The sequence below is a fragment of the Burkholderia sp. BCC0405 genome (genome assembly GCF_902833075.1).
Lineage (GTDB): Bacteria > Pseudomonadota > Gammaproteobacteria > Burkholderiales > Burkholderiaceae > Burkholderia.
Window position 1 is genome coordinate 258,050 of the sequence record NZ_CADFEO010000010.1, and the last position, 19,627, is coordinate 277,676.

General features: G+C 69.0%; 16 protein-coding genes and 2 pseudogenes. 7 read left to right on the top strand and 11 right to left on the bottom strand.

Going from position 1 to position 19,627, the window contains the following annotated elements; all coding sequences use genetic code 11:
- Positions 1 to 18: 18 nt before the first annotated feature.
- Genes HWX36_RS19000 through hutH form a run of 6 tightly spaced genes read right to left on the bottom strand, consistent with a single transcriptional unit; the run spans position 19 to position 7,193 of the window.
- Positions 19 to 1,395 (bottom strand): formimidoylglutamate deiminase, encoded by a 1,377-nt coding sequence (locus HWX36_RS19000; RefSeq protein WP_175953610.1) that lies wholly within the window; start codon positions 1,393 to 1,395, stop codon positions 19 to 21.
- A 4-nt stretch (positions 1,396 to 1,399) separates the two neighbouring features.
- Positions 1,400 to 2,623: an imidazolonepropionase gene (gene hutI, locus HWX36_RS19005; RefSeq protein WP_175953611.1), complete on the bottom strand. Its 1,224-nt coding sequence runs from the start codon at positions 2,621 to 2,623 to the stop codon at positions 1,400 to 1,402.
- A gap of 4 nt (positions 2,624 to 2,627) precedes the next feature.
- The gene (locus tag HWX36_RS19010) at positions 2,628 to 3,239 is read right to left on the bottom strand and encodes a HutD family protein (RefSeq protein ID WP_175953614.1); all 612 of its coding nucleotides are present in this window, start codon (positions 3,237 to 3,239) and stop codon (positions 2,628 to 2,630) included.
- 2 nt (positions 3,240 to 3,241) lie between these two features.
- Entirely contained in the window at positions 3,242 to 4,930 is a 1,689-nt protein-coding gene (gene hutU / locus HWX36_RS19015; RefSeq protein WP_175953616.1) for a urocanate hydratase, read from the bottom strand.
- Positions 4,931 to 4,969: 39 nt separating this feature from the next.
- Positions 4,970 to 5,665, bottom strand: a complete 696-nt coding sequence (gene hutC, locus HWX36_RS19020; RefSeq protein ID WP_059578316.1) for a histidine utilization repressor — start codon at positions 5,663 to 5,665, stop codon at positions 4,970 to 4,972.
- 4 nt (positions 5,666 to 5,669) lie between these two features.
- On the bottom strand, positions 5,670 to 7,193 hold the full coding sequence (gene hutH, locus HWX36_RS19025; RefSeq protein WP_175953618.1) for a histidine ammonia-lyase: 1,524 nt from the start codon (positions 7,191 to 7,193) through the stop codon (positions 5,670 to 5,672).
- Between the two features lie 213 nt (positions 7,194 to 7,406).
- Here hutH and HWX36_RS19030 point away from each other — a divergent pair, with 213 nt between their 5' ends.
- Complete coding sequence (locus HWX36_RS19030) at positions 7,407 to 8,327, top strand: glutamate/aspartate ABC transporter substrate-binding protein (protein WP_175953620.1); 921 nt, start codon at positions 7,407 to 7,409, stop codon at positions 8,325 to 8,327.
- A gap of 21 nt (positions 8,328 to 8,348) precedes the next feature.
- On the opposite strand, the gene HWX36_RS19035 is transcribed toward HWX36_RS19030, so the two are convergent.
- Both HWX36_RS19035 and HWX36_RS19040 read right to left on the bottom strand, forming a co-directional pair.
- The gene (locus HWX36_RS19035; RefSeq protein ID WP_175953705.1) at positions 8,349 to 9,104 is read right to left on the bottom strand and encodes a 4'-phosphopantetheinyl transferase superfamily protein; all 756 of its coding nucleotides are present in this window, start codon (positions 9,102 to 9,104) and stop codon (positions 8,349 to 8,351) included.
- Positions 9,105 to 9,260: 156 nt separating this feature from the next.
- The gene (locus tag HWX36_RS19040) at positions 9,261 to 10,304 is read right to left on the bottom strand and encodes an alpha/beta fold hydrolase (protein ID WP_175953622.1); all 1,044 of its coding nucleotides are present in this window, start codon (positions 10,302 to 10,304) and stop codon (positions 9,261 to 9,263) included.
- A gap of 309 nt (positions 10,305 to 10,613) precedes the next feature.
- Between HWX36_RS19040 and HWX36_RS19045 the strand changes: the two genes are divergently transcribed.
- The 3 genes from HWX36_RS19045 to HWX36_RS37650 all read left to right on the top strand — a co-directional run bounded on the left by HWX36_RS19045 (position 10,614) and on the right by HWX36_RS37650 (position 13,088).
- Positions 10,614 to 11,555, top strand: coding sequence for a LysR substrate-binding domain-containing protein (locus tag HWX36_RS19045; RefSeq protein ID WP_175953624.1), 942 nt, complete (start codon positions 10,614 to 10,616; stop codon positions 11,553 to 11,555).
- A gap of 187 nt (positions 11,556 to 11,742) precedes the next feature.
- A complete protein-coding gene (locus tag HWX36_RS19050; protein ID WP_244136452.1) occupies positions 11,743 to 12,975 on the top strand; it encodes an MFS transporter in 1,233 nt (410 codons plus the stop codon).
- Positions 12,966 to 13,088: a hypothetical protein gene (locus tag HWX36_RS37650; RefSeq protein ID WP_279613391.1), complete on the top strand. Its 123-nt coding sequence runs from the start codon at positions 12,966 to 12,968 to the stop codon at positions 13,086 to 13,088. Before HWX36_RS19050 ends, HWX36_RS37650 begins: the two co-directional genes overlap by 10 nt.
- A 22-nt stretch (positions 13,089 to 13,110) precedes the next feature.
- On the opposite strand, the gene HWX36_RS19055 is transcribed toward HWX36_RS37650, so the two are convergent.
- Positions 13,111 to 14,589, bottom strand: coding sequence for a deoxyribodipyrimidine photo-lyase (locus HWX36_RS19055; protein WP_175953626.1), 1,479 nt, complete (start codon positions 14,587 to 14,589; stop codon positions 13,111 to 13,113).
- A 120-nt stretch (positions 14,590 to 14,709) separates the two neighbouring features.
- Between HWX36_RS19055 and HWX36_RS37225 the strand changes: the two are divergent.
- Positions 14,710 to 14,847: pseudogene (locus tag HWX36_RS37225) on the top strand (nuclear transport factor 2 family protein); the annotation flags it as partial.
- Positions 14,848 to 15,092: 245 nt separating this feature from the next.
- On the opposite strand, the gene HWX36_RS19065 reads toward HWX36_RS37225, so the two are convergent.
- Together HWX36_RS19065 and HWX36_RS19070 are read right to left on the bottom strand one after the other, a co-directional pair.
- Positions 15,093 to 16,073 carry an acetyltransferase gene (locus HWX36_RS19065; RefSeq protein ID WP_175953628.1) on the bottom strand — a complete coding sequence of 327 codons (981 nt, stop codon included), beginning with the start codon at positions 16,071 to 16,073 and terminating at the stop codon, positions 15,093 to 15,095.
- A gap of 111 nt (positions 16,074 to 16,184) precedes the next feature.
- Positions 16,185 to 16,763, bottom strand: a pseudogene (locus HWX36_RS19070) (SDR family NAD(P)-dependent oxidoreductase); the annotation flags it as partial.
- A 447-nt stretch (positions 16,764 to 17,210) separates the two neighbouring features.
- On the opposite strand from HWX36_RS19070, the gene HWX36_RS19075 reads away from it, so the two are divergent.
- Together HWX36_RS19075 and HWX36_RS19080 are read left to right on the top strand one after the other, a co-directional pair.
- Positions 17,211 to 18,578, top strand: coding sequence for an MFS transporter (locus tag HWX36_RS19075; protein ID WP_175953630.1), 1,368 nt, complete (start codon positions 17,211 to 17,213; stop codon positions 18,576 to 18,578).
- Complete coding sequence (locus HWX36_RS19080; protein ID WP_175953632.1) at positions 18,565 to 19,614, top strand: beta-propeller fold lactonase family protein; 1,050 nt, start codon at positions 18,565 to 18,567, stop codon at positions 19,612 to 19,614. Before HWX36_RS19075 ends, HWX36_RS19080 begins: the two co-directional genes overlap by 14 nt.
- The last annotated feature ends 13 nt before the right edge of the window (positions 19,615 to 19,627 follow it).

Genomic DNA, 19,627 nt, shown 5'->3' on the forward strand with positions numbered 1-19,627 from the left:
GTGCGCCGGTTGCGCGCGTCAGCGCAGCAGTTGCGCCAGCGCGGCGCGGTAGTCGGCATACGCGGCGGCTTCGTCGCGATGACGGCGGCCGCTCACGACGCGCTCGCCGCCCGTGTAGACGTCGAGCACCGGCGTCTCGCCGTGTTCCGCGAACACGATACCCGACAGCCACGACGTGCTGTCGTGTTCGGCGATCGCCGGATGATCGGGATCGAGCACGAGCCAGTCGGCGCGGCACCCTTCGCGCAGCGCACCGACGCGCCGCCCGCTGGCCTGCGCGCCGCCCGCAAGCGAAGCGTCGAACAGGCGATCGGCGACATGCGCCTGCGTATCGCTCGCCAGCACGTTGCGCGCGCGATGCACGAGCCGTTGCCCGTATTCGAGCAGGCGCAGTTCCGAGCGCCAGTCGACCGACGCGTGGCTGTCCGAGCCAACGCCGATCACGCCGCCCTGCGCGAGATAGTCGACGGCCGGGAACACGCCGTCGCCGAGGTTCGCTTCGGTCGTCAGGCACAGGCCCGCGACCGCGCGACGCTTCGCGAGCGCGGCCGTTTCGGCGGCGTCGACGTGCGTCGCGTGCACGAGACACCAGCGCGCATCGACGTCGAAGCGATCGAGCAGCCATTGCACGGGGCGCGCACCGTAGGCGCGCACGCAGTCGTCGACTTCGGCTGTCTGCTCGGCAATATGGATGTGCACGGGCGCATCGTCGGGCAGCCCATTCAGCAGCACGCGCAACCCGTTCTCGGATACTGCGCGCAGCGAGTGCGGTGCAACGCCGTAGCGCAGCCCGCCGTGCTCCGGTGCCACGCGACGCATCGCGTCGAGCAGCTCGAGCAGGCCGTCCGGCGTGTTGATGAAGCGGCGCTGGTCGTCACGCGGCGGCCTGTCGCCGAAGCCGGCGAACTGGTACGACACGGGCAGCATCGTGATGCCGATGCCGGCCGCGCGCGCGGCGTCGATCACGCGCGTGCCGAGTTCCGCGATCTGCGGATAACGCGAGCCGTCCTGCGTGTGATGCACGTAGTGGAATTCGCACACCGACGTGTAGCCGCACTTGAGCATCTCGACATACAGCCAGCGCGCGATTGCAGCGAGTGCGTCGGGCGTGATTTTCAGCGCGAAGCGGTACATCAGGTCGCGCCAGCTCCAGAAGCTGTCGGCCGGATTCGCGCGGTATTCGGTAAGCCCCGCCATCGCGCGCTGGAACGCGTGCGAATGCAGGTTCGGCATGCCGGGCAGCACCGGTCCGGCCGCGCGCGCGACGCCCGCGGGTGCATCGGTGTCGGGCGTCACGCCGGTCAGCGTGCCGGCCGCGTCCCAGCGCAGGAGCACGTTACGGCGCCAGCCATCGGGCAGGTACGCATGGTCTGCAAACAACGTGGTGTCGGTCATGAGGCTATCCATTCATCCGGCGAAACACGGTCGTGCCGCCGCGTACGACCTGCTCGCACAGCGGCCGGCCGATCCAGTAGGCGAGCTCCGCCAGCGAGCCGGCCGACCACACGGCGAAGTCGGCCTGGCGACCGACCTCGAGCGCGCCGTGGCGATCCGCGCGGCCGAGCGCCGCGGCCGCATGGCGCGTGACGCCCTGCAACACCTCGGGCACCGTCATGCGGAACAGCGTGCAGCCCATGTTCAACGTCAGCAGCAGCGATTCGAGCGGCGACGTGCCGGGATTGTGATCGGTCGCGAGCGCGATCGGCACGCCGTGCTTGCGCAGCAGCTCGATCGGCGGCAGTTGCGTCTCGCGGATGAAGTAATACGCGCCGGGCAGCAGCACGGCAACCGTACCCGCCGCCTTCATCGCCTCGATGCCGGCTTCGTCCAGAAATTCGAGGTGGTCGGCGGACAGTGCGCGATAACGCGCGGCAAGCGCCGTGCCGCCCGCGTTCGACAGTTGCTCCGCATGCAGCTTCACGGGCAGCCCGCGCCGCGTTGCGGCCTCGAACACGCGCTCGGTCTGCGCGAGCGAAAAGCCGATGCGCTCGCAGAACACGTCGACCGCGTCGACGAGGCCCTCGTCGGCCAGCGCCGGCAGCATCCGGTCGCACACTTCGTCGATGTACGCATCCGCGCGGCCCGCATATTCGGGCGGCAGCGCGTGCGCGCCGAGGAACGTCGTGTAGACGGTGACCGGAAAGCGTTCGCCGAGCTGGCGTGCGACGCGCAGCATCTTGCGTTCGCTCGCGAGGTCGAGCCCGTAGCCCGACTTGATCTCGATCGCGGTCACGCCTTCGGCGAGCAGCGGCTGCAGGCGTGCCGCGGCCTGCACGAACAGCGTCGTCTCGTCGGCCGCGCGCGTCGCGCGCACCGTCGACACGATCCCGCCGCCCTGCCGCGCGATTTCCTCGTAGCTCACGCCCGCGAGACGCTGCGCGAATTCGTCGGCGCGCGTGCCGCCGTATACGAGGTGCGTATGGCAATCGACGAGGCCCGGCGTCACCCACGCGCCGTGCAGATCCTCGCGCTGCCAGTGGGCATAACCGTGCGGCAAAGCGGACAGCGTGCCGAGCCAGAGGATCGTGCCGGTTTCGTCGACGGCGATCGCCGCGTCGTCGATCGTCTCGTCGGGATGGCCGTGCGGACACAGCCTCAGGTGATGCCAGACAGTCGGTTTCATGCGTTCAGTCTCGTTCGCCGATGGCAAGCGACACGGCGAGCAACGCGCCGCACCCGCTCACGACGACGTCAAACGCACGCCGCGGCCCGTCGAGCCGCAACGTGTCCATTTCTTCCAGTGTGTAGTGCGTGCCGTCGATTTCAACGCCGACCGCACCGGCCGCGCAAAACAGCAGCACGGTATCGGCATGCTCGATGCGATGCGCGCCTGCGCGCCACACGTCGAGCGCGCCGCGCGCGGCCGAACGGCGCGTCATCAGGTTGAAGTCGCGCGTCGCGCCGTCGTGCAGCGTCGCGTCGATCGCCGCCTCGCCCGCAAAATCCGCGCGGGTCAGCGGTGCGTCGAGCACGTGGCGGGCGCCGCCCTCCTCGGCGAGCGTCATGCCCACGCCGGACAGCAGCACCAGCGTGCGGTCGATCCCGTCGAAACGCGAGAACGGCCCGGCCGTGCCGACGTCGGCGACGCTCACGCGCCACGCGAACGCATCGAGCGCGGCGCCCGGCGGGAACGCGCCGATTTCGCGCGTCACGCCACCGCCGTTCTTCCATGGCGACGCGACGAGATCCGCAGCGTGGATCATCGTCACGTTCACCGGCGCCTGGTGGAGCGCCGTCATGCTCAGCGGCCGAGCATCGGCAGCTTCAGGCCGGCTTCGCGGGCCGTCTGCTGCGCGAGTTCGTAGCCGGCATCCGCATGGCGCATCACGCCCGTCGCCGGATCGTTCAGCAGCACGCGGCCAAGACGCTCGTGCGCTTCGGCAGTACCGTCGGCGACGATCACGACACCCGAGTGCTGCGAGAAGCCCATCCCGACGCCGCCGCCATGGTGCAACGACACCCACGATGCGCCGCCTGCAGTGTTCAGCAGTGCGTTCAGGAGCGGCCAGTCGCTGACTGCGTCCGAACCGTCCTTCATCGATTCCGTCTCGCGGTTCGGGCTGGCGACCGAGCCCGTATCGAGGTGGTCGCGGCCGATCACGATCGGCGCCTTCAGTTCGCCGTTCCTGACCATCTCGTTGAACGCCTGGCCGAGGCGATAGCGATCCTTCACGCCGACCCAGCAGATCCGTGCCGGCAGGCCCTGGAACGCAATGCGCTCGCGTGCCATGTCGAGCCAGTTGTGCAGGTGCGGATCGTCGGGGATCAGTTCCTTCACCTTCTGGTCGGTCTTGTAGATGTCTTCCGGATCGCCCGACAGCGCGACCCAGCGGAACGGGCCCTTGCCTTCGCAGAACAGCGGGCGGATGTAGGCCGGCACGAAGCCCGGGAAGTCGAACGCGTTCTCGACACCCATCTCCAGCGCCATCTGGCGGATGTTGTTGCCGTAGTCGAGTGTCGCCGCGCCGCGTTCCTGCAGCGCCAGCATCGCGCGCACCTGGACGGCCATCGACTGCTTCGCGACCTTCACGATGCTCTGCGGATCGACCTTCTGCGCTTCGCGCCATTGCGCGACGCTCCAGCCTTGCGGCAGGTAGCCGTTGATCGGGTCGTGCGCGCTCGTCTGGTCGGTCACGCAGTCCGGCGTGATGCCGCGCGTGACGAGTTCCGCGAATACGTCGGCCGCGTTGCCGAGCAGGCCGACCGACACCGGCTTGCCGGCGCGCTTCGCTTCCTCGATCATGCCGAGCGCCTCGTCGAGCGTCGTCGCCTTCTTGTCGACGTAGCGCGTCTTCAGGCGGAAGTCGATGCGGGTCTCGTCGCATTCGACCGCGATCATCGAGAAGCCGGCCATCGTCGCGGCCAGCGGCTGCGCGCCGCCCATGCCGCCCAGGCCGCCCGTCAGGATCCAGCGGCCCGACGGATCGCCGTTGAAGTGCTGGTTCGCGACCGAGAAGAACGTTTCATAGGTGCCCTGAACGATGCCCTGGCTGCCGATGTAGATCCAGCTGCCGGCCGTCATCTGGCCGTACATCATCAGGCCCTTGCGATCGAGCTCGTGGAAGTGATCCCAGTTCGCCCAGTGCGGCACGAGGTTCGAGTTCGCGAGCAGCACGCGCGGTGCATCCTTGTGCGTGCGGAACACACCGACCGGCTTGCCCGACTGGATCAGCAACGTCTCGTTCTCTTCGAGATCCTTCAGTGACGCGAGGATCTGGTCATAGCATTCCCAGTTGCGCGCCGCGCGGCCGATGCCGCCGTACACGACGAGCGCATGCGGATGCTCGGCGACTTCCGGATCGAGGTTGTTCTGGATCATCCGGTAGGCCGCTTCGGCCAGCCAGGTCTTGCAGACTTTCTCGCTGCCGCGCGGCGCGCGGATCGTGCGCGTGGGATCGAGACGGGGATCGATGTGTTTCGGATGGTTCATGACGACTGCTCCCGAAGGAAAATGACTATCAAATAGGAATCAGAAATGCCCGGTGAAGCGATAACGGCTGCCGGGATGCCACAGATTCGCCACCGAGGCGACGACGCCCTGCGACCAGGTGCGTCGATGTAAAACCAGACACGGCTCGACGTCGTCCATCCGCAGCTGCTCGCGCCGCTCCGGCGCCGGGGCCGCCGCTTCGATCCGGTACTCGACACGCTGCAGCGGAGCCGCGCGCATCAGGTACAGGTTCGGCGTCGTGTTCGTGAAATCCTGCTCGGCGTAATCCGGCGCGACCGCCGGATTCACCCAGCGTTCTTCGAGCTGCACGGGTTCGTCATTCTCGAAGTGCAGCACCTGCGAATGAAACAGCTTCGTGCGCACGGCCACCTGCATCTCGTCGGCGAGCGCCTCGTCGGCGCGGATCGTGTCGAGGCCGAGCACGCTGGCGCGATACGCATGCCCGCGTGCACCGACTTCCTCCGAGATGCTGCGGATCGCCACCAGCGTCGACTCGTACTTCGGCCGCGCGACGTAGGTGCCCGCACCCTTCATGCGCGTGAGCACCTGCTCGGCCGTCAACTCGCGCAGCGCGCGGTTGACGGTCATGCGCGCCACCTTGAATTCGCGCGCCAGCTCGTTCTCGGACGGCACCTGGTCACCCTCCTCCCACTCGCCGGCGTGGATGCGGGCCAGGATGAAATCCTTGATCTCCTGGTAGACCGGTGCGCTCATTGGCTTACTGTTCCGATGCGAACGAGAACGGTGCGACCTTCGCGAACGCGCGCTCGCCGACGAGCTTCGCGACCGCCGCGATGTCCGGCGCGAAGTAGTGGTCGAGTTCGTAGTGCGCCACCTTGCTGCGGATCGTCTCCATCACCGGCGCGAGCTTCGGGCTCGTGTGGTGCGGCGCACGCAGGTCGACGCCTTGTGCGGCGGCCAGCAGTTCGATGGCGAGGATGTGCTTCGTGTTGTCCGCGATGTCGGCGAGCTTGCGCGCGGCGAACGTCGCCATCGACACGTGGTCCTCCTGGTTTGCCGAGGTCGGCAGCGAGTCGACCGACGCCGGGTGCGCGAGTGTCTTGTTTTCCGATGCGAGCGCGGCCGCCGTCACGTGGGCGATCATGAAGCCCGAGTTCACGCCGCCGTCCTTCACGAGGAATGGGGGCAGGCCCGACAGCGTCGCGTCGATCAGCAGCGCGATGCGGCGTTCGGCCAGCGCGCCGATTTCCGCGGCGGCAAGCGCGAGGTTGTCGGCCGCGAATGCGACGGGTTCCGCGTGGAAGTTGCCGCCCGACAGCACTTCGCCGGTATCCGGGAAGATCAGCGGGTTATCCGACACCGCGTTCGCTTCGATCAGCAGCACGTCGGCCGCGTGACGCATCTGGTCCAGGCACGCGCCCATCACCTGCGGCTGGCAGCGCAGGCTGTACGGATCCTGCACCTTGTCGCAGTCGCGGTGCGACTGGTTGATCGGCGAGCCGTCGAGCAGCTCGCGATACGACGCGGCGGCGTCGATCTGGCCTTGATGGCCGCGCAGTTCATGAATGCGGGCGTCGAACGGCTTCACCGAGCCGGCAGCCGCGTCGACCGACAGCGCACCCGCGACGAGCGCGGTGCGGTACAGGTCTTCGATCGCGAACATGTTGTCGAGCGCCAGCGCGGTCGATGCCTGCGTGCCGTTCAGCAGCGCGAGGCCTTCCTTCGCCTGCAGCGTCAGCGGCGCGAGGCCCGCGACGCGCAGACCGTCGAGCGCGCTCGCACGCTCGCCGCGGATGAACACTTCGCCGACGCCCAGCAGCACGGCCGACATGTGCGCGAGCGGCGCGAGGTCGCCCGATGCGCCGACCGAGCCCTTCACCGGGATCAGCGGCAGCACGTCCGCGTTGAACAGCTTGATCAGCGCGTCCATCACTTCGCGACGGATGCCCGAGTGGCCGCGGCCGAGGCTCGACAGCTTCAGTGCCATCAGCAGGCGCACCGACGAGCGCGCCATCGGCTCGCCGACGCCGACCGCGTGCGACAGCACGAGGTTCTTCTGCAGCAGTTCGAGCTGGTCATGCGGGATGTGCGTGCTGGCCAGGCGGCCGAAGCCCGTGTTGATGCCGTAGGCCGGCTCGCCCTTCGCGGCGATGTCGGCGACGGCCTTCGCGCCGGCGTCGATCTTCGCGAAGCTGGCCGGATCGAGCGTCAGCTGCACGGATTCGCGTGCGATCTGGCGCAGTTGCGGGAGGGTGAGGTGGCCGGGGGTCAACGTAATCATGTGAGCAATCCTGTCTAGACAAGTTCGGAATGGATTGAAGTGTAGCTACGCCAACTTGTCTAGACAACCCGTTTTTTATCGATTTCGACTTGGGAGTTTCCCTGATGTCCGGCGCGGCCCGCCGCATCGGTCCGCGTGATCCGGCTCTTAACATTTGTTTCATTTATTTTGTGCCTGGCAACATACGAATCACCATTCGCCACGGAGACCGCCATGTCCTTCCCGTCCCGATTCGCCGCCCGGTTCGGCCGCCCCCTGCTCTTCACCGCGTGCGTACTCGCATGCGGCGCGTCGCTCGCCGCGGAGCCGCTCTCGGGTACGCTCGAGAAGATCCGGCAGGGCAACCTGATCTCGATCGGCCACCGCGAAACGTCGGTGCCGTTCTCCTACGTCGATGCGAACGGCAAGGTCATCGGCTTCTCGCAGGACCTGTGCGACCGCGTGATCGCCGCGGTGAAGGCGCGCACCGGCAAGCCCGACCTGCAGGTGCGCTTCATCCCCGTCACGTCGCAGAACCGCATCCCGCTCGTGCAGAACGGCACCGTCGATCTCGAATGCGGTGTCACCACGAACCTCGCCGCGCGTCACGCGCAGGTCGCGTTCTCGACCACCTTCTTCGTTGCGACGACGCGCTTGCTCACGCGCACGCGCTCGGGCATCCGCGACTTTCCCGACCTCGCCGGCAAGACGGTCGTCACCAACCAGGGCACGACGTCCGAGCGCCTGCTGCGCAAGATGAACGAGGAAAAGAAGATGAACATGCGGATCATCAGCGCGAAGGACTACGGCGAAGGGCGCCTCACGCTCGAATCGGGCCGCGCGGTGGCGTACATGATGGACGACGTGCTGCTCGCGGGCGTGCGCCAGCTCGCCGCGAAGCCGGCCGACTGGCAGATCGTCGGCACGCCGCAATCGTCGGAAGCCTACGGGTTCATGCTGCGCAAGGACGATCCGCAGTTCAAGGCGCTCGTCGACGGCGTGCTGACGCAGTTGATGAAGCACGGCGAGATCGACGCGCTGTACGACAAGTGGTTCACGAAGCCGGTGCCGCCGAAGGGGCTGTCGTTCGACTTCGCGATGAACGACGTGATCAAGGCGCGCTACGCGGCGCCGAACGACGCGCCGCTCGAATGAGCGCCGCGCGCTGATCCCGGCTCACGCACGCGTCCACGCGACGCACGCCGCGTAGCCGGACGCCGCGTCGAGCCACGCCGCCTCAAACGCCGCGACACCGGCGGCGGGCGCGGCCGGGTCGACGATCGTCGTCGCCGGGGTCGCGCCATCGCGCGGCGGCACGACCGCGAACGCGCTCAGCCCGCCGACGATGCCCGTGCCGAGCGCCTTGAGCAGCGCCTCTTTCGCACTCCAGACGCGCATGAATTCGCCGGCGCGCGCGGCCGCCGGCAGGCTGTCGAGATAGGCGGCCTCGGCCGGCGCGCAGACTTCGCGCGTCAGCACGCGCCAGTCGGCCGCGCGATTGCAGCACTCGATATCGACGCCGACGCGGCCCGCGGGTGCCCACGCAAGCAACGCATGATCGCCCGCGTGCGACACGTTGAAATCGAGCGATGCACGGTGCACGCCGTCCAGCGACGGCCGCCCCGAGCCGTCGACGACGATCGCCACCGCCTGCGGCGCGATGCCGAGGGCCGTGCCGAGCACGTCGCGCAGCGCGGCACGGGTCGTGGCGCTGCGCACCGCATCCTCGTGCCGCATGAAGCGCGCGGCCCGCGCCCGCTCGTCATCGCTGAGTGCCGCATACGCGGGCGACGCAAGCGGCACGCGCCAGTCGAAATCGACACGCGCGATCCGCACGCCGGCGCGGGACGCCGCAGGCGGCGCATCAAGTTCGTGCACGCTCCAGGCGCGAGGTGTGTCGGACGGGGAAGCGAGATCGGGCGGGACGGGCATCGACATGCGGCGGCCTGTGAAACGAAACGCCCGATGTTAATCGATCACGCGATGCGGCGAGCCGTTGCGACCCGCCGGCGTCAATGCCGCCGGCACCGTGCGCCGCGCTGACGTTTGTCCTCCCGGCATGCGCCAGCGTGACGCGGCCGCCGTCTGTCACCCGTTCGCGGCAACGCCCGGCACACCGCTGCCGTGCCCACGCCCGCGCGATGCCGGGTGAATCGCATGCACGTTGCCCGGTGCATCGGTCGGCAGCACGCCGTGTTGCAGCCAGTGGAGCGCCAGAGGCCACAGCGTATCGGTGAAGCGGCTGTGGAAAAACGCGAAATGGCCTATCGCATCGGCGCCGATGTCGGCCGGCGCGATCCGCAGATGCGTGACGTCGCTGCCCGTGTAGTAGCCGACCAGCCGCTCGATCGCCTCGACCGTGCCGAACCCGTCGTCGTCGAGGCCGATCGCGAGCATCGGCGCCGACAGCCGTGCGAAGCGGGCGGGCAACGCGGCGCGACTTGCGGCGGGTTCGGCGAGCGGGCCGCTCGTATAGCCCTCCTCGAAGCGCGCCCGCGAGCGCACCCACGACAACGCGACGCCGCGCGGCGTGTCCTCCATCCAGCCGAGCCGCTTCGCGGGCACATAGCCGAACACGGCCGCGAGCGCCGGCATCGCGACATGCCACTTCCACCACATACGCCGCCGCTCGGCCGGCAAGTAATCGCGCCAGTACGCATACTGCGCGCCGACCGTTACCGCATGTCGCACGTGAACGTTCGATGCGGCGAGCCCGAGCGCGAACCCGCCGATGCTGTGCGCGACGACGTCGATCGGCTGGCCCGCAAACGCGTCACGCGCGTATTGCAGCGCGGCTTCGCAATCGAGCCGCCCCCAGTCGAGCCAGTTCGCGCGCAGCTTCGCGAGCCGTGCCGGGCGCGACCCGCCGATGCCGCGATAGTCGTAGGCGAGCACGTCGCGCCCCTGTGCGAACAGCCAGGCTGCAAAACGAAAGTAGTAGTCGCAACGCACCGAAGTCGCGCAATTGATGACCGTCACGGGCCGCGCGACGCTGCCGCCGCGATGACGCCACACATGACCGCGCAATTCGTAGCCGTCGGCCGCGCGCAGCGTCATGGGCTCGGGCGGCAGTGCGTCCGCCGCGCGGGTGTCCTGTGTCGTCTCCTCGCTGCCTTCGTTCGAAATCGTCATCTTGTCTCCTGTCGACCGCAGTTAGCGCTTCAGCGCTTACTCCACCCCCACGGCGGTCGATCGCAGTTAGCGCTTCAGCGCTTACTGCGGTTCCATGGCGTGGCTGGGTGGAGTTGGCGCTTCGGCGCTTACTCCACCCCCACGGCGGTCGACCGCAGTTAGCGCTTTAGCGCTTACTTCGGTCCCATGGCGTGGCTGGGTGGAGTTGGCGCTTCGGCGCTTACTCCACCCCCACGCCTGCCTCCATTGAACTTGACGCGCCCCGCGTTCTCAACCAATCTTGCTGCTCCGTTCGCATGAGTCACGCGCATGTCAACGCCGCTCGTCCGTCTCCCATCGCTCGACCTCGTCCGCGGTTTCGTCGCCGTCGGTCGCCGCATGAGCATCACGCTCGCGGCGCAAGACCTGTGCGTCACGCAATCGGCGGTCAGCCGCCAGGTGCACGCGCTCGAAGCGCATCTCGGCGTCGCGCTGCTGCAGCGCGGCTACCGGAAGATCGCATTCACGCCGGAAGGCGAGCGGCTGTTTCGCGTCGCGGATGCGGCACTGCACGGCCTGCAGGACACCGTCGCGTCGCTCGCCGCCGCGCGCGAGCGCCAGCCCGTCACGATCACCGCGAGCATCGGCGTCACCGCACTGTGGCTGCTGCCGCGGCTCGGGCGGCTGCAGGCGCGCCTGCCCGAGATCGACCTGCGCGTCGCCGCGAACGACAAGGTACTCGATTTGCGCACCGAAGGCATCGACCTCGGGATCCGCTATTGTCCGCGCGACCGCGCGCCGGCCGGCGCACTGCGCCTGTTCGACGAGATCGTCGTGCCGGTCGCGCATCCGGCGCTCGCCGCGCGGCCCGTCACGAACGCAGCCGCGATCGCCGACCACGTGCTGCTCGAATTCGACGGGCCGCCGCAGCCGCAATTGCAGTGGCGCGCGCACCTGCACGCGGCCGGGCTCGGCGACGCGCGCCCGAAAGGCGTGCTGCGCTTCAACCAGTACGACCAGGTGATCCAGGCCGCGATCGCGGGCCAGGGCGTCGCACTCGGCCGGCTCGCGCTCGTCGCGCCGATGCTCGCGGACGGGCGCCTCGCGGTGCTCGGGCCGCACACGCAGGCACTGTCGGATGCGTACGGCTACTGGCTGTTCCAGCACGATCCGGCCCCACGCCGCGAAGTGGCCGACGTCCGCGACTGGATGCTCGCTGAAGCGGCCGAATGCGATGCCGCGATGCGTGCGCACGACACGGCGTCGGCGTAAGCCGGCGCGGTCTTTGCGAACAAGTCCGACCGTTCCCGAGCGCTCCCGCCCCGCGCCGCACGCCCCGCGTCGCATTCCCTGCACGCATGCCAACCTGACCGAATGATTGCTTGAGCGACGACCGGGCCGACAGTCTAATCGGATCGAGCGCGGCCGTTTTGCCGTGCGCCTTCATCCGGAGACACGCATGACCCCGATCGAGCAGGAAGTTCGCCGCCGCTGGCTGCCCGTCCTGGCTGGCGGCCTGATCATGGGCGCCGCGCTCGGCATCCGCCACGTGCAGGGCCTGTTTCTCGCGCCGGTGTCGCTCGACCACGGCTGGTCGCGCGAAGCGTTCGGCCTCGCACTGGCACTGCAGAACCTGGCCTGGGGCATCGCGCAGCCGTTCACGGGGATGGTCGCCGATCGCTTCGGCTCGCTGCGCGTGATCGTCGCCGGGATGCTGCTGTACGCGGCCGGGCTCGTCACGATGGCCCATGCGGCATCGACCGGCGTGTTCACGATCGGCGCGGGGCTCGTGATCGGCATCGCACTGTCGGGCTCGGCGTTCGCGTCGATCTATGGCGCGCTGAGCCGCCTGTTTCCGCCCGACCGTCGAGGCTGGGCGCTTGGCGTCGCCGGCGCGATCGGCGGGCTCGGCCAGCTCTGCATGGTGCCCGTCGCGCAGGAGCTGATCGGCGGCATCGGCTGGCGGCACGCGTTCATCGCGCTGGCGCTCGTCGCGGTGCTGCTCGCGCCGCTTGCCGCGCTGCTGCGCGACCGGCCCGCGCAGGCTGCCGGCGCCACCGCCGGCCCCGACCAGTCGATCGGCGAAGCCGTGCGCGAGGCGTTCGCGCATCGCGGCTTCTGGCTGCTGAACGCGGGCTTCTTCGCGTGCGGCTTTCAGCTCGCGTTCATCGCGACGCATCTTCCCGCCTACCTGCTCGACCACGGCCTGGCGGCACGCCACGCGAGCGTCGCGCTCGCGCTGATCGCGCTGACCAACGTGGCCGGCACCTATGCGTGCGGCCATCTCGGCGGGCTGCTGCGGCGCAAGTACGTGTTGTCGGCGCTGTACCTCGTGCGGGCGCTCACGATGGCGGTGTTCGTCGCCGCGCCGCTGTCGCCCGCGAGCGTCTATGTGTTCGCAGCCTTCATGGGGCTCACGTGGCTCGGCACCGTGCCGCTGACGAACGGCGTGATCTCGCAGGTGTTCGGCGTGCGCTACATCGCGACGCTGTTCGGCTTCGTGTTCTTCGGGCACCAGCTCGGCAGCTTCTTCGGCGTCTGGCTGGGTGCGCTCGTGTACGACGCGGCACACTCGTACATGCCGCTATGGATCGGCTCGATCGCGCTCGGCGTGCTCGCGGCGCTGCTGCACCTGCCGATCGACGACGCGCGCGTCGCGCGTCCGGCATCGGGCAATGCGGCATGGGCATGATCCGCACGGCGCTGGCCGCCGTCGCGCTCGCCTTCGTCGCATGGTGCGGCGCGGCCTATTTCAGTTCTGGCGTCGCGTACGCGCTGCTCGAACACGTCGCGTTCTGCAATTGATGCAGCAACCCAGGGCAGGACGTCAGCGGCGCTTCGGCAACGCGGCCAGCGCATCGAGCGCACGGGCGCGCGCGGCCGCATGCTCGACGAGCGGTTCCGGATAGTCGACGCCGAGCCGCACGCCGGCCGCGTCGAGTTCCAGCGGCGAGGCTTCCCACGGCGCATGGATCGATGCGTTGTCGAGGCCGGCGAGTTCGGGCACCCAGCGCCGTACGTACGCGCCGTCGGGATCGAACTTCCGCCCCTGCGCGACCGGATTGAAGATGCGGAAATACGGCGCGGCGTCGGCGCCGCAACCGGCCACCCACTGCCAGCTCGCCGCGTTGTTCGCGGGATCGGCGTCGACCAGCGTGTCCCAGAACCACGCTTCGCCCGCGCGCCAGTCAATCAGCAGATGCTTGATCAGGAACGACGCAACGACCATCCGCACGCGGTTGTGCATCCAGCCGGTCGTCCACAGTTCGCGCAGGCCCGCATCGACGAGCGGATAGCCGGTCAGCCCGCGCTGCCATGCGTGCAGCGCGGTGGAATCGTCGCGCCACGGCATCGCATCGAACTGCGCGCGGAAATTGTCGGTCGCGAGCGCCGGGAAGTGGTACAGGAGCATGTAGCTGAACTCGCGCCAGCCGAGCTCGCTCAGGAATTTGTCAGCGTCCGCGGCGACCGCCGCGCCGCCTGCACTCGCTGCGCCCTGCACCGCGTGCCACACCTGTCGCGGCGACACGTTGCCAAAGCGCAGGAACGGCGAAAGCCGGCTTGTCGCGGGACGGTCGGGAAGGTCGCGCGCATCCGCATAACCGGCGAGCGATGTCGTCAGGAATGCGTCGAGCCGGGCGTGCGCCCCGGCTTCGTCGGGCGCGAGCCACGCATCACGCAGGCCGCCGGCCCAATCCGGCACCGGCGGGCGCAAAGCAAGCGCGTCCAGCGCCAGCGCGCGGTCACGCACGGCTTTCGGCCACGGATGAAACGCGATCCGCTCGGGCGCCGGCAACGGCGCGGCGACCGTGCGGTCGCGGCGCGCCGCGCGCCAGTACGCGGTGAACACCTGGTACGGCCCGCCGCTGCCCGTCAGCACCTCCCACGGCTCGTTCAGCAGGCTGCCGTTGCTGCTCTCGACCGTGACGCCGCGCGCCTTGAGCGACGCCTTCAGCGCCGCGTCGGCGTCGCGCTGCGGCTGCGCATAGCGGCGGTTCCAGTACACGGCTTCCGCGCCCGTGTCGTGCACGATGCGTTCGATCTCGCGCGGCGCGTCGCCGCGCAACAGCAGCAGGCGTCCGCCATGACGCACCAGCGCCGCGTCGAGCCCGGCCAGCGACCCGTGCAGCCACCAGCGCGCCGCGCCGCCGAGCGCCCGCCCGGCGCCGGCGCCCGTGTCGTCGACGAATACGCACACGAGCGGCCGGCCCGACGCCACCGCGCGCGTCAGCGCGGGCTGGTCGGTCACGCGCAGATCGTCGCGGAACCAGACGATCGCGGGAGCAATGGACGACTTGGCGGGCACGGGCACCTCGATATCGAACGCGGAAAGAGACGCGTATTGTCGCGGCTGCGCTGCGAGGTGTCGATGTTCGACGAGCACGACGCGGTGTTCACACCCGATGCTGCGATCGACTATCGCGCGATGGGCGGCATCGCCGTCCGCTATCCGGAGGTGAAGGCGTGGCTGCGCACCGTGCTGCCGCCGTTTCCGCAATTCCGGCACATGGTCGACAACCTGTCGATCCGACTCGACGGCAATACCGCACGCCGCCGCACGATCTGCTTCAATCCGATGGAGGTCGCGCTGCCGGACGGCGGCACGCAGGTGATGTGTCTCGGGCTTGCGGTACGTCGACCAGTTCGTGCGCACCGCACGGGGTTGGCGCATCGCCGAGCGTGTCGAGGCGCGCTGCTACGGTCGCAACGTGCGGGCCGCGCTCGCGGACGCGACCGGTTGATCCGGCCACGATGCGCACGCCGTGCGATGGCGGCACGGCATGCGCGTCATCGCAGCCGGCCGCTGCGTCAATCGAGCCGGAACGTCGCCTCGAATCGCTCGGCGAACGCGTCGAACTCGGTTTCCGGCAGATGGTTGATACCGCCCGCGCGCTTGCGCCCACCGCCGGTCGGAAAGCCGCGACAGAACTCGTCGGCACCGAGCGGCCGACCGTCCGGCACGCGCACGCTCACGACAAGCCCGCCGTCCGCGCGCGGAGACAGCACCGCGAGCGCCGCATGCGGCGCGTTGCGCATCCGCTCGTTCGCGAGCATGCCGGTCGCGCGCCGCGCCCATGGATGATCAGGCATCCGGACCAGCGTCGCACCGGGCACTTCGCGCAGCGGCGCGAGTGCGCACGCGCGCGCCATGTCGTCGCGGTAGCCGTCGCGCAACGCGGCGAACACGGCCGTCTCGCGCACGAAATCGAGCGGGTCGATGCAAGGCAGCATCGCGTCCGCGAGCGCGGCCGGGTCGAAATGCAGATCGCCGACACACTCGCCGTACGCGTTGTAGTTCAGGTAGAGCCCGAGTTCGGCGAGCGTGTCGCGCTCAGCGTCGCCCAGCCCATGCTCGCGCGCGAGCGCATTGCCGAGCGCCGGCAACTCGTCGCCGAACGCCGCGACGATCGCCCAGCGCACGTGCCGGCCGCCGAGATAACGGTTCACGATCGCGCTCGTGCAGACGTCGGCCGCCGTATCGATATGCGCGTCGAAGCGCGGATCGTCAGGCAGCTCGCCCGCGAAGTGATGGTCGAAATAGCGGACCGTCACGCCATCGCGCAGCAGCCGCGCGCACGCGTCGCGATTCTGGTCGTGCGACACGTCGAGCACGGTGACGATGTCGCCCGCGCGCGCGTCGATCCGCTCGAGCAGTTTGATGTCGCGCTTCACGCCGGTCACGAGCGTGCCGTGCTCGCCCTCCGCGAGCCGCAGTTGCTGAAGCGCGCACAGGCCGTCCGCGTCGCCATTGAACGCGAAGAAATGCCGCGCGTGTTGATTGTCCTGCATGATCCATTGCTCCATCGTCGAGGCATGAAATCGCCGCCGTTCGCGTCGCGCGTCGCCCGTCACCGCGTTCGCGTAGTCCGACGCAAAGAACAGCGCGGCCCGCGCGCCATCGTCGTCGGTCGGCAGTTTCGAGAGCGCGATGTTCGACGCGATCGGCGCGATGATCCGCTCTTCCGTCATGCCGCTCTCGGCGTCTGCCTGCCGGAAATACGTCCGGGTCGGCACGCCCCACATCGCTCCCATGTGGATACTGTTCGCGCGAATGCCGTGCACGCCAAGTTCGCGAGCCAGGTATTTTGCCGCAACCGTGAGCGCGCCCTTCGATACAGCGTAGCCGCCTTCCCCTGCAAACGGCTTGCGGGTCGCCTGCGTGCTGATCATCACGATCGCGCCGCGCTTGTGCCGCTTCATATGCGGCACGACTTCCCGCGTGAGCGCCATCGTACCGAACACGTTGGTGTCGAACACCGCGCGCCAGCCATCCAGGTCGGCCTTCTCCACCGGCTCCGGAAACGTGCCGTGCACGAATGCGCTGTTCACGAGCGCGTCGATCCGGCCGAAGCGTTCGACCGCCTGCGTCGCGAGCTGCCGGCATTGTGCGCGGTCGGTGATGTCGATCTTCAGCTTCAGCACGTCGCAGTCGACGCCGAGCGCGCGGATCCGCGTGTCGGCGTCGTCGAGCCTTTCCATCGTGCGCGCCGCGACGACCACGCCGCGCGGCCTCGCGCACGGCCTCGACGGCGAGCTTCACGCCGAGCCCCGGCCCGATCCCTGATATCACGACGATCTTGTCCTTCAGCAACATGGGTTGTCCTGGTTCTCGTTGGTCCCGCGAGCCCGGCCGTCAGCCGGCCGCCCGCAGGTGCCGTGCGCGATACACGGCGAAGTCGCGCGGGCGGCGATCGGGTATCCCGTGATTGGCGTACGCTCATTCCATGTCATACGTCATCAGATATGAATAAACACTCGACGAGTGCCAAGAAACTCCCATTTTCCAGAGAAACTGCCGGGTAAACCCGTGACGCCTTCCTCGGCGCTCAGGCGTACCATGTCATACGACGACATACTACAAAGACCGCCACCCGGACGCTGACGGGAGCAACCGCCCCGTCCGCCGCCGCCCGACCGGAGACACGCTTGAACCCGCCCTCGCCCGCTTTGCCCGGACCCGATCCGCTCGCGTCCGCCGTCTCGAAAGTGAAGTGGCACGTGCTGCCGCTCGTGCTGATCATGTTCATCGCGAACTACATCGACCGCGTGAACGTCGGCTTCGTCGATCGCCACCTCGAGGCGTCGATCGGCATCGGCGCGGCCGCGTACGGCCTCGGCGCCGGGCTGTTCTTCGTCGGCTACGCGCTGTTCGAGGTGCCGTCGAACCTGCTGATGCAGCGCTACGGCGCACGCGTATGGCTTGCCCGGATCATGGCGACGTGGGGCATCGTCGCGGCCGCGATGGCGTTCGTGTGGAACGACACGTCGTTCTACGCGCTGCGCTTCCTGCTCGGCGCGGCCGAGGCCGGTTTCTTCCCCGGCGTCGTGCTGTACCTGTCGCAATGGCTGCCGCCGCAGGCGCGCGGCAAGGCGATGGCGATCTTCCTCGGCGGCTCCGCGTTCGCGTCGGTGCTGTCCGGGCCCGTCACCGGTGCGCTGTTGTCGATCCGCGGCTTCGGCCTCGAAGGCTGGCAATGGATGTTCCTGATCGAAGGGCTGTTCTCGGTCGCATTGTGCGGCGCGAGCTGGCTGCTGCTGAAATCGCATATCCGCGACGCGACGTGGCTCACGGCCGAAGAACGCACGGCGCTGCAGAACGCGCTCGACGAAGAGCGCGCGACGCGCGACGTCCGCTCGAACGTGCCGGTGCGCGCCACCGCACTGCTGCGCGATCCGCAGATCATGCTGTTCTGCTTCCTGTATTTCTCGATCCAGCTGACGATCTACGCAGCCACGTTCTGGCTGCCGACGATCATCCGCAAGATGGGCGGGCTCACCGATTTCCAGGTCGGCCTGTACAACACGATTCCGTGGATGATCGCGATCGGCGCGATGTACGGCTTCGCGGTGCTGTCGTCGAAGTGGAGGCATCCGCAGCGCTGGCTCGCGGTCGCGCTCGTGCTCGCCGCATGCGGGCTGTTCGCGTCGACGTCGCACGAGCCGGTATGGTCGTTCGCGTCGATCTGCTTCGCCGCGCTCGGCTTCAAGGCCGCGTCGTCGCTGTTCTGGCCGATCCCGCAGGGCTATCTCGACACGCGCGTGGCCGCGGCCGTGATCGCGCTGATCAACTCGGTCGGCAACCTCGGCGGCTTCGTCGCGCCGACGGCTTTCGGCTATCTGAAGCAACATACGGGTTCGATCACGGGCGGCCTGTATGCGCTCGCGATCGCTTCGCTCGTCGCCGCGGTCGCCGCGCTGTTCGCGCGCACCCACCGGCGCAGCGACCCGCCGCGCGGCCTGCCGGCCGACGACTCCTTCACGAACGCTTCGATGCTCCGCCATGCCGAACACTGACCGCCTGACCGTCGTCGTCTCGAATGCCGCCGACGGCGACCTCGCCACGTTCTCCCTCACGACCGACGGCACGCTCGCGCCGCTCGCCCGCTACCCGGCGGCCGACGTCGCAATGCCGATCGCCGTGCAGGCCGACCGTGCGCGGCTGTACGTCGCGACGCGCGGCGAACAGCCGACGATCGTCGCGTTCCGCGTCGTGCCGGCCACCGGCGCGCTCGTGCGCATCGGTGCGACCGCGATCGACGCCAGCCACGCCTATCTGTCGCTCGACCGCAGCGGCCGCTGGCTGCTCGGCGCGTCGTACGGCGGCAATTCGCTGAGCCTCTACGACGCCGCGCGCGTGCGCGACGGCGACGGCACGCCGTTGCAGGTCGCGGGCGGCATCGCGAACGCCCACGCGGTGATCGTGTCGGCGGACAATCGTTTCGCCTATGTCAGCTCACTCGGCTCGGATCGCGTGTTCAGCTTCGCGCTCGTCGAAGACGCGGCCGGCCCGCGCGCACTCGAACACGGCGAAACGCGCGTGCCGGCCGGGTTCGGCCCGCGTCACCTGCAATTTGCGGAAGACGGCCGCAAGCTCGTCGTCGTCAGCGAATTCCAGGCCACGCTCGCGACGTTCGCGCGCGACCCCGACACCGGCCGGCTGGGCGATGCACACGTGAGCGCACGCCATCCGGCCGTCGCCGAACTCGCGCAAGGCCACGCACGGCCGCCCGCGCCCGCCGAGCCGTCCGTCTGGGCCGCCGACCTGCACCTGACGCCCGACGAGCGTTTCGCCTACGTCAGCGAACGCACGTCGAGCCGCCTGCTCTGCTATCGCCGCACCGAAGACGGAACGTTCGAGCCCGCACACGCGGCGACCACCGAGACGCAGCCGCGCGGGTTCGCAATCGCCCCGTCGGGGCGCTGGCTCGTCGCCTGCGGAGAACAGTCGGAATACGTGTCGGTGTATGCGATCGCGCCGGACGACGGTGCGCTGTCGCCGCACGCGCGCGTGCCGGGCGGGCGCGGTGCGAACTGGGTCGCGATCATCTGAAACCGTGACACGC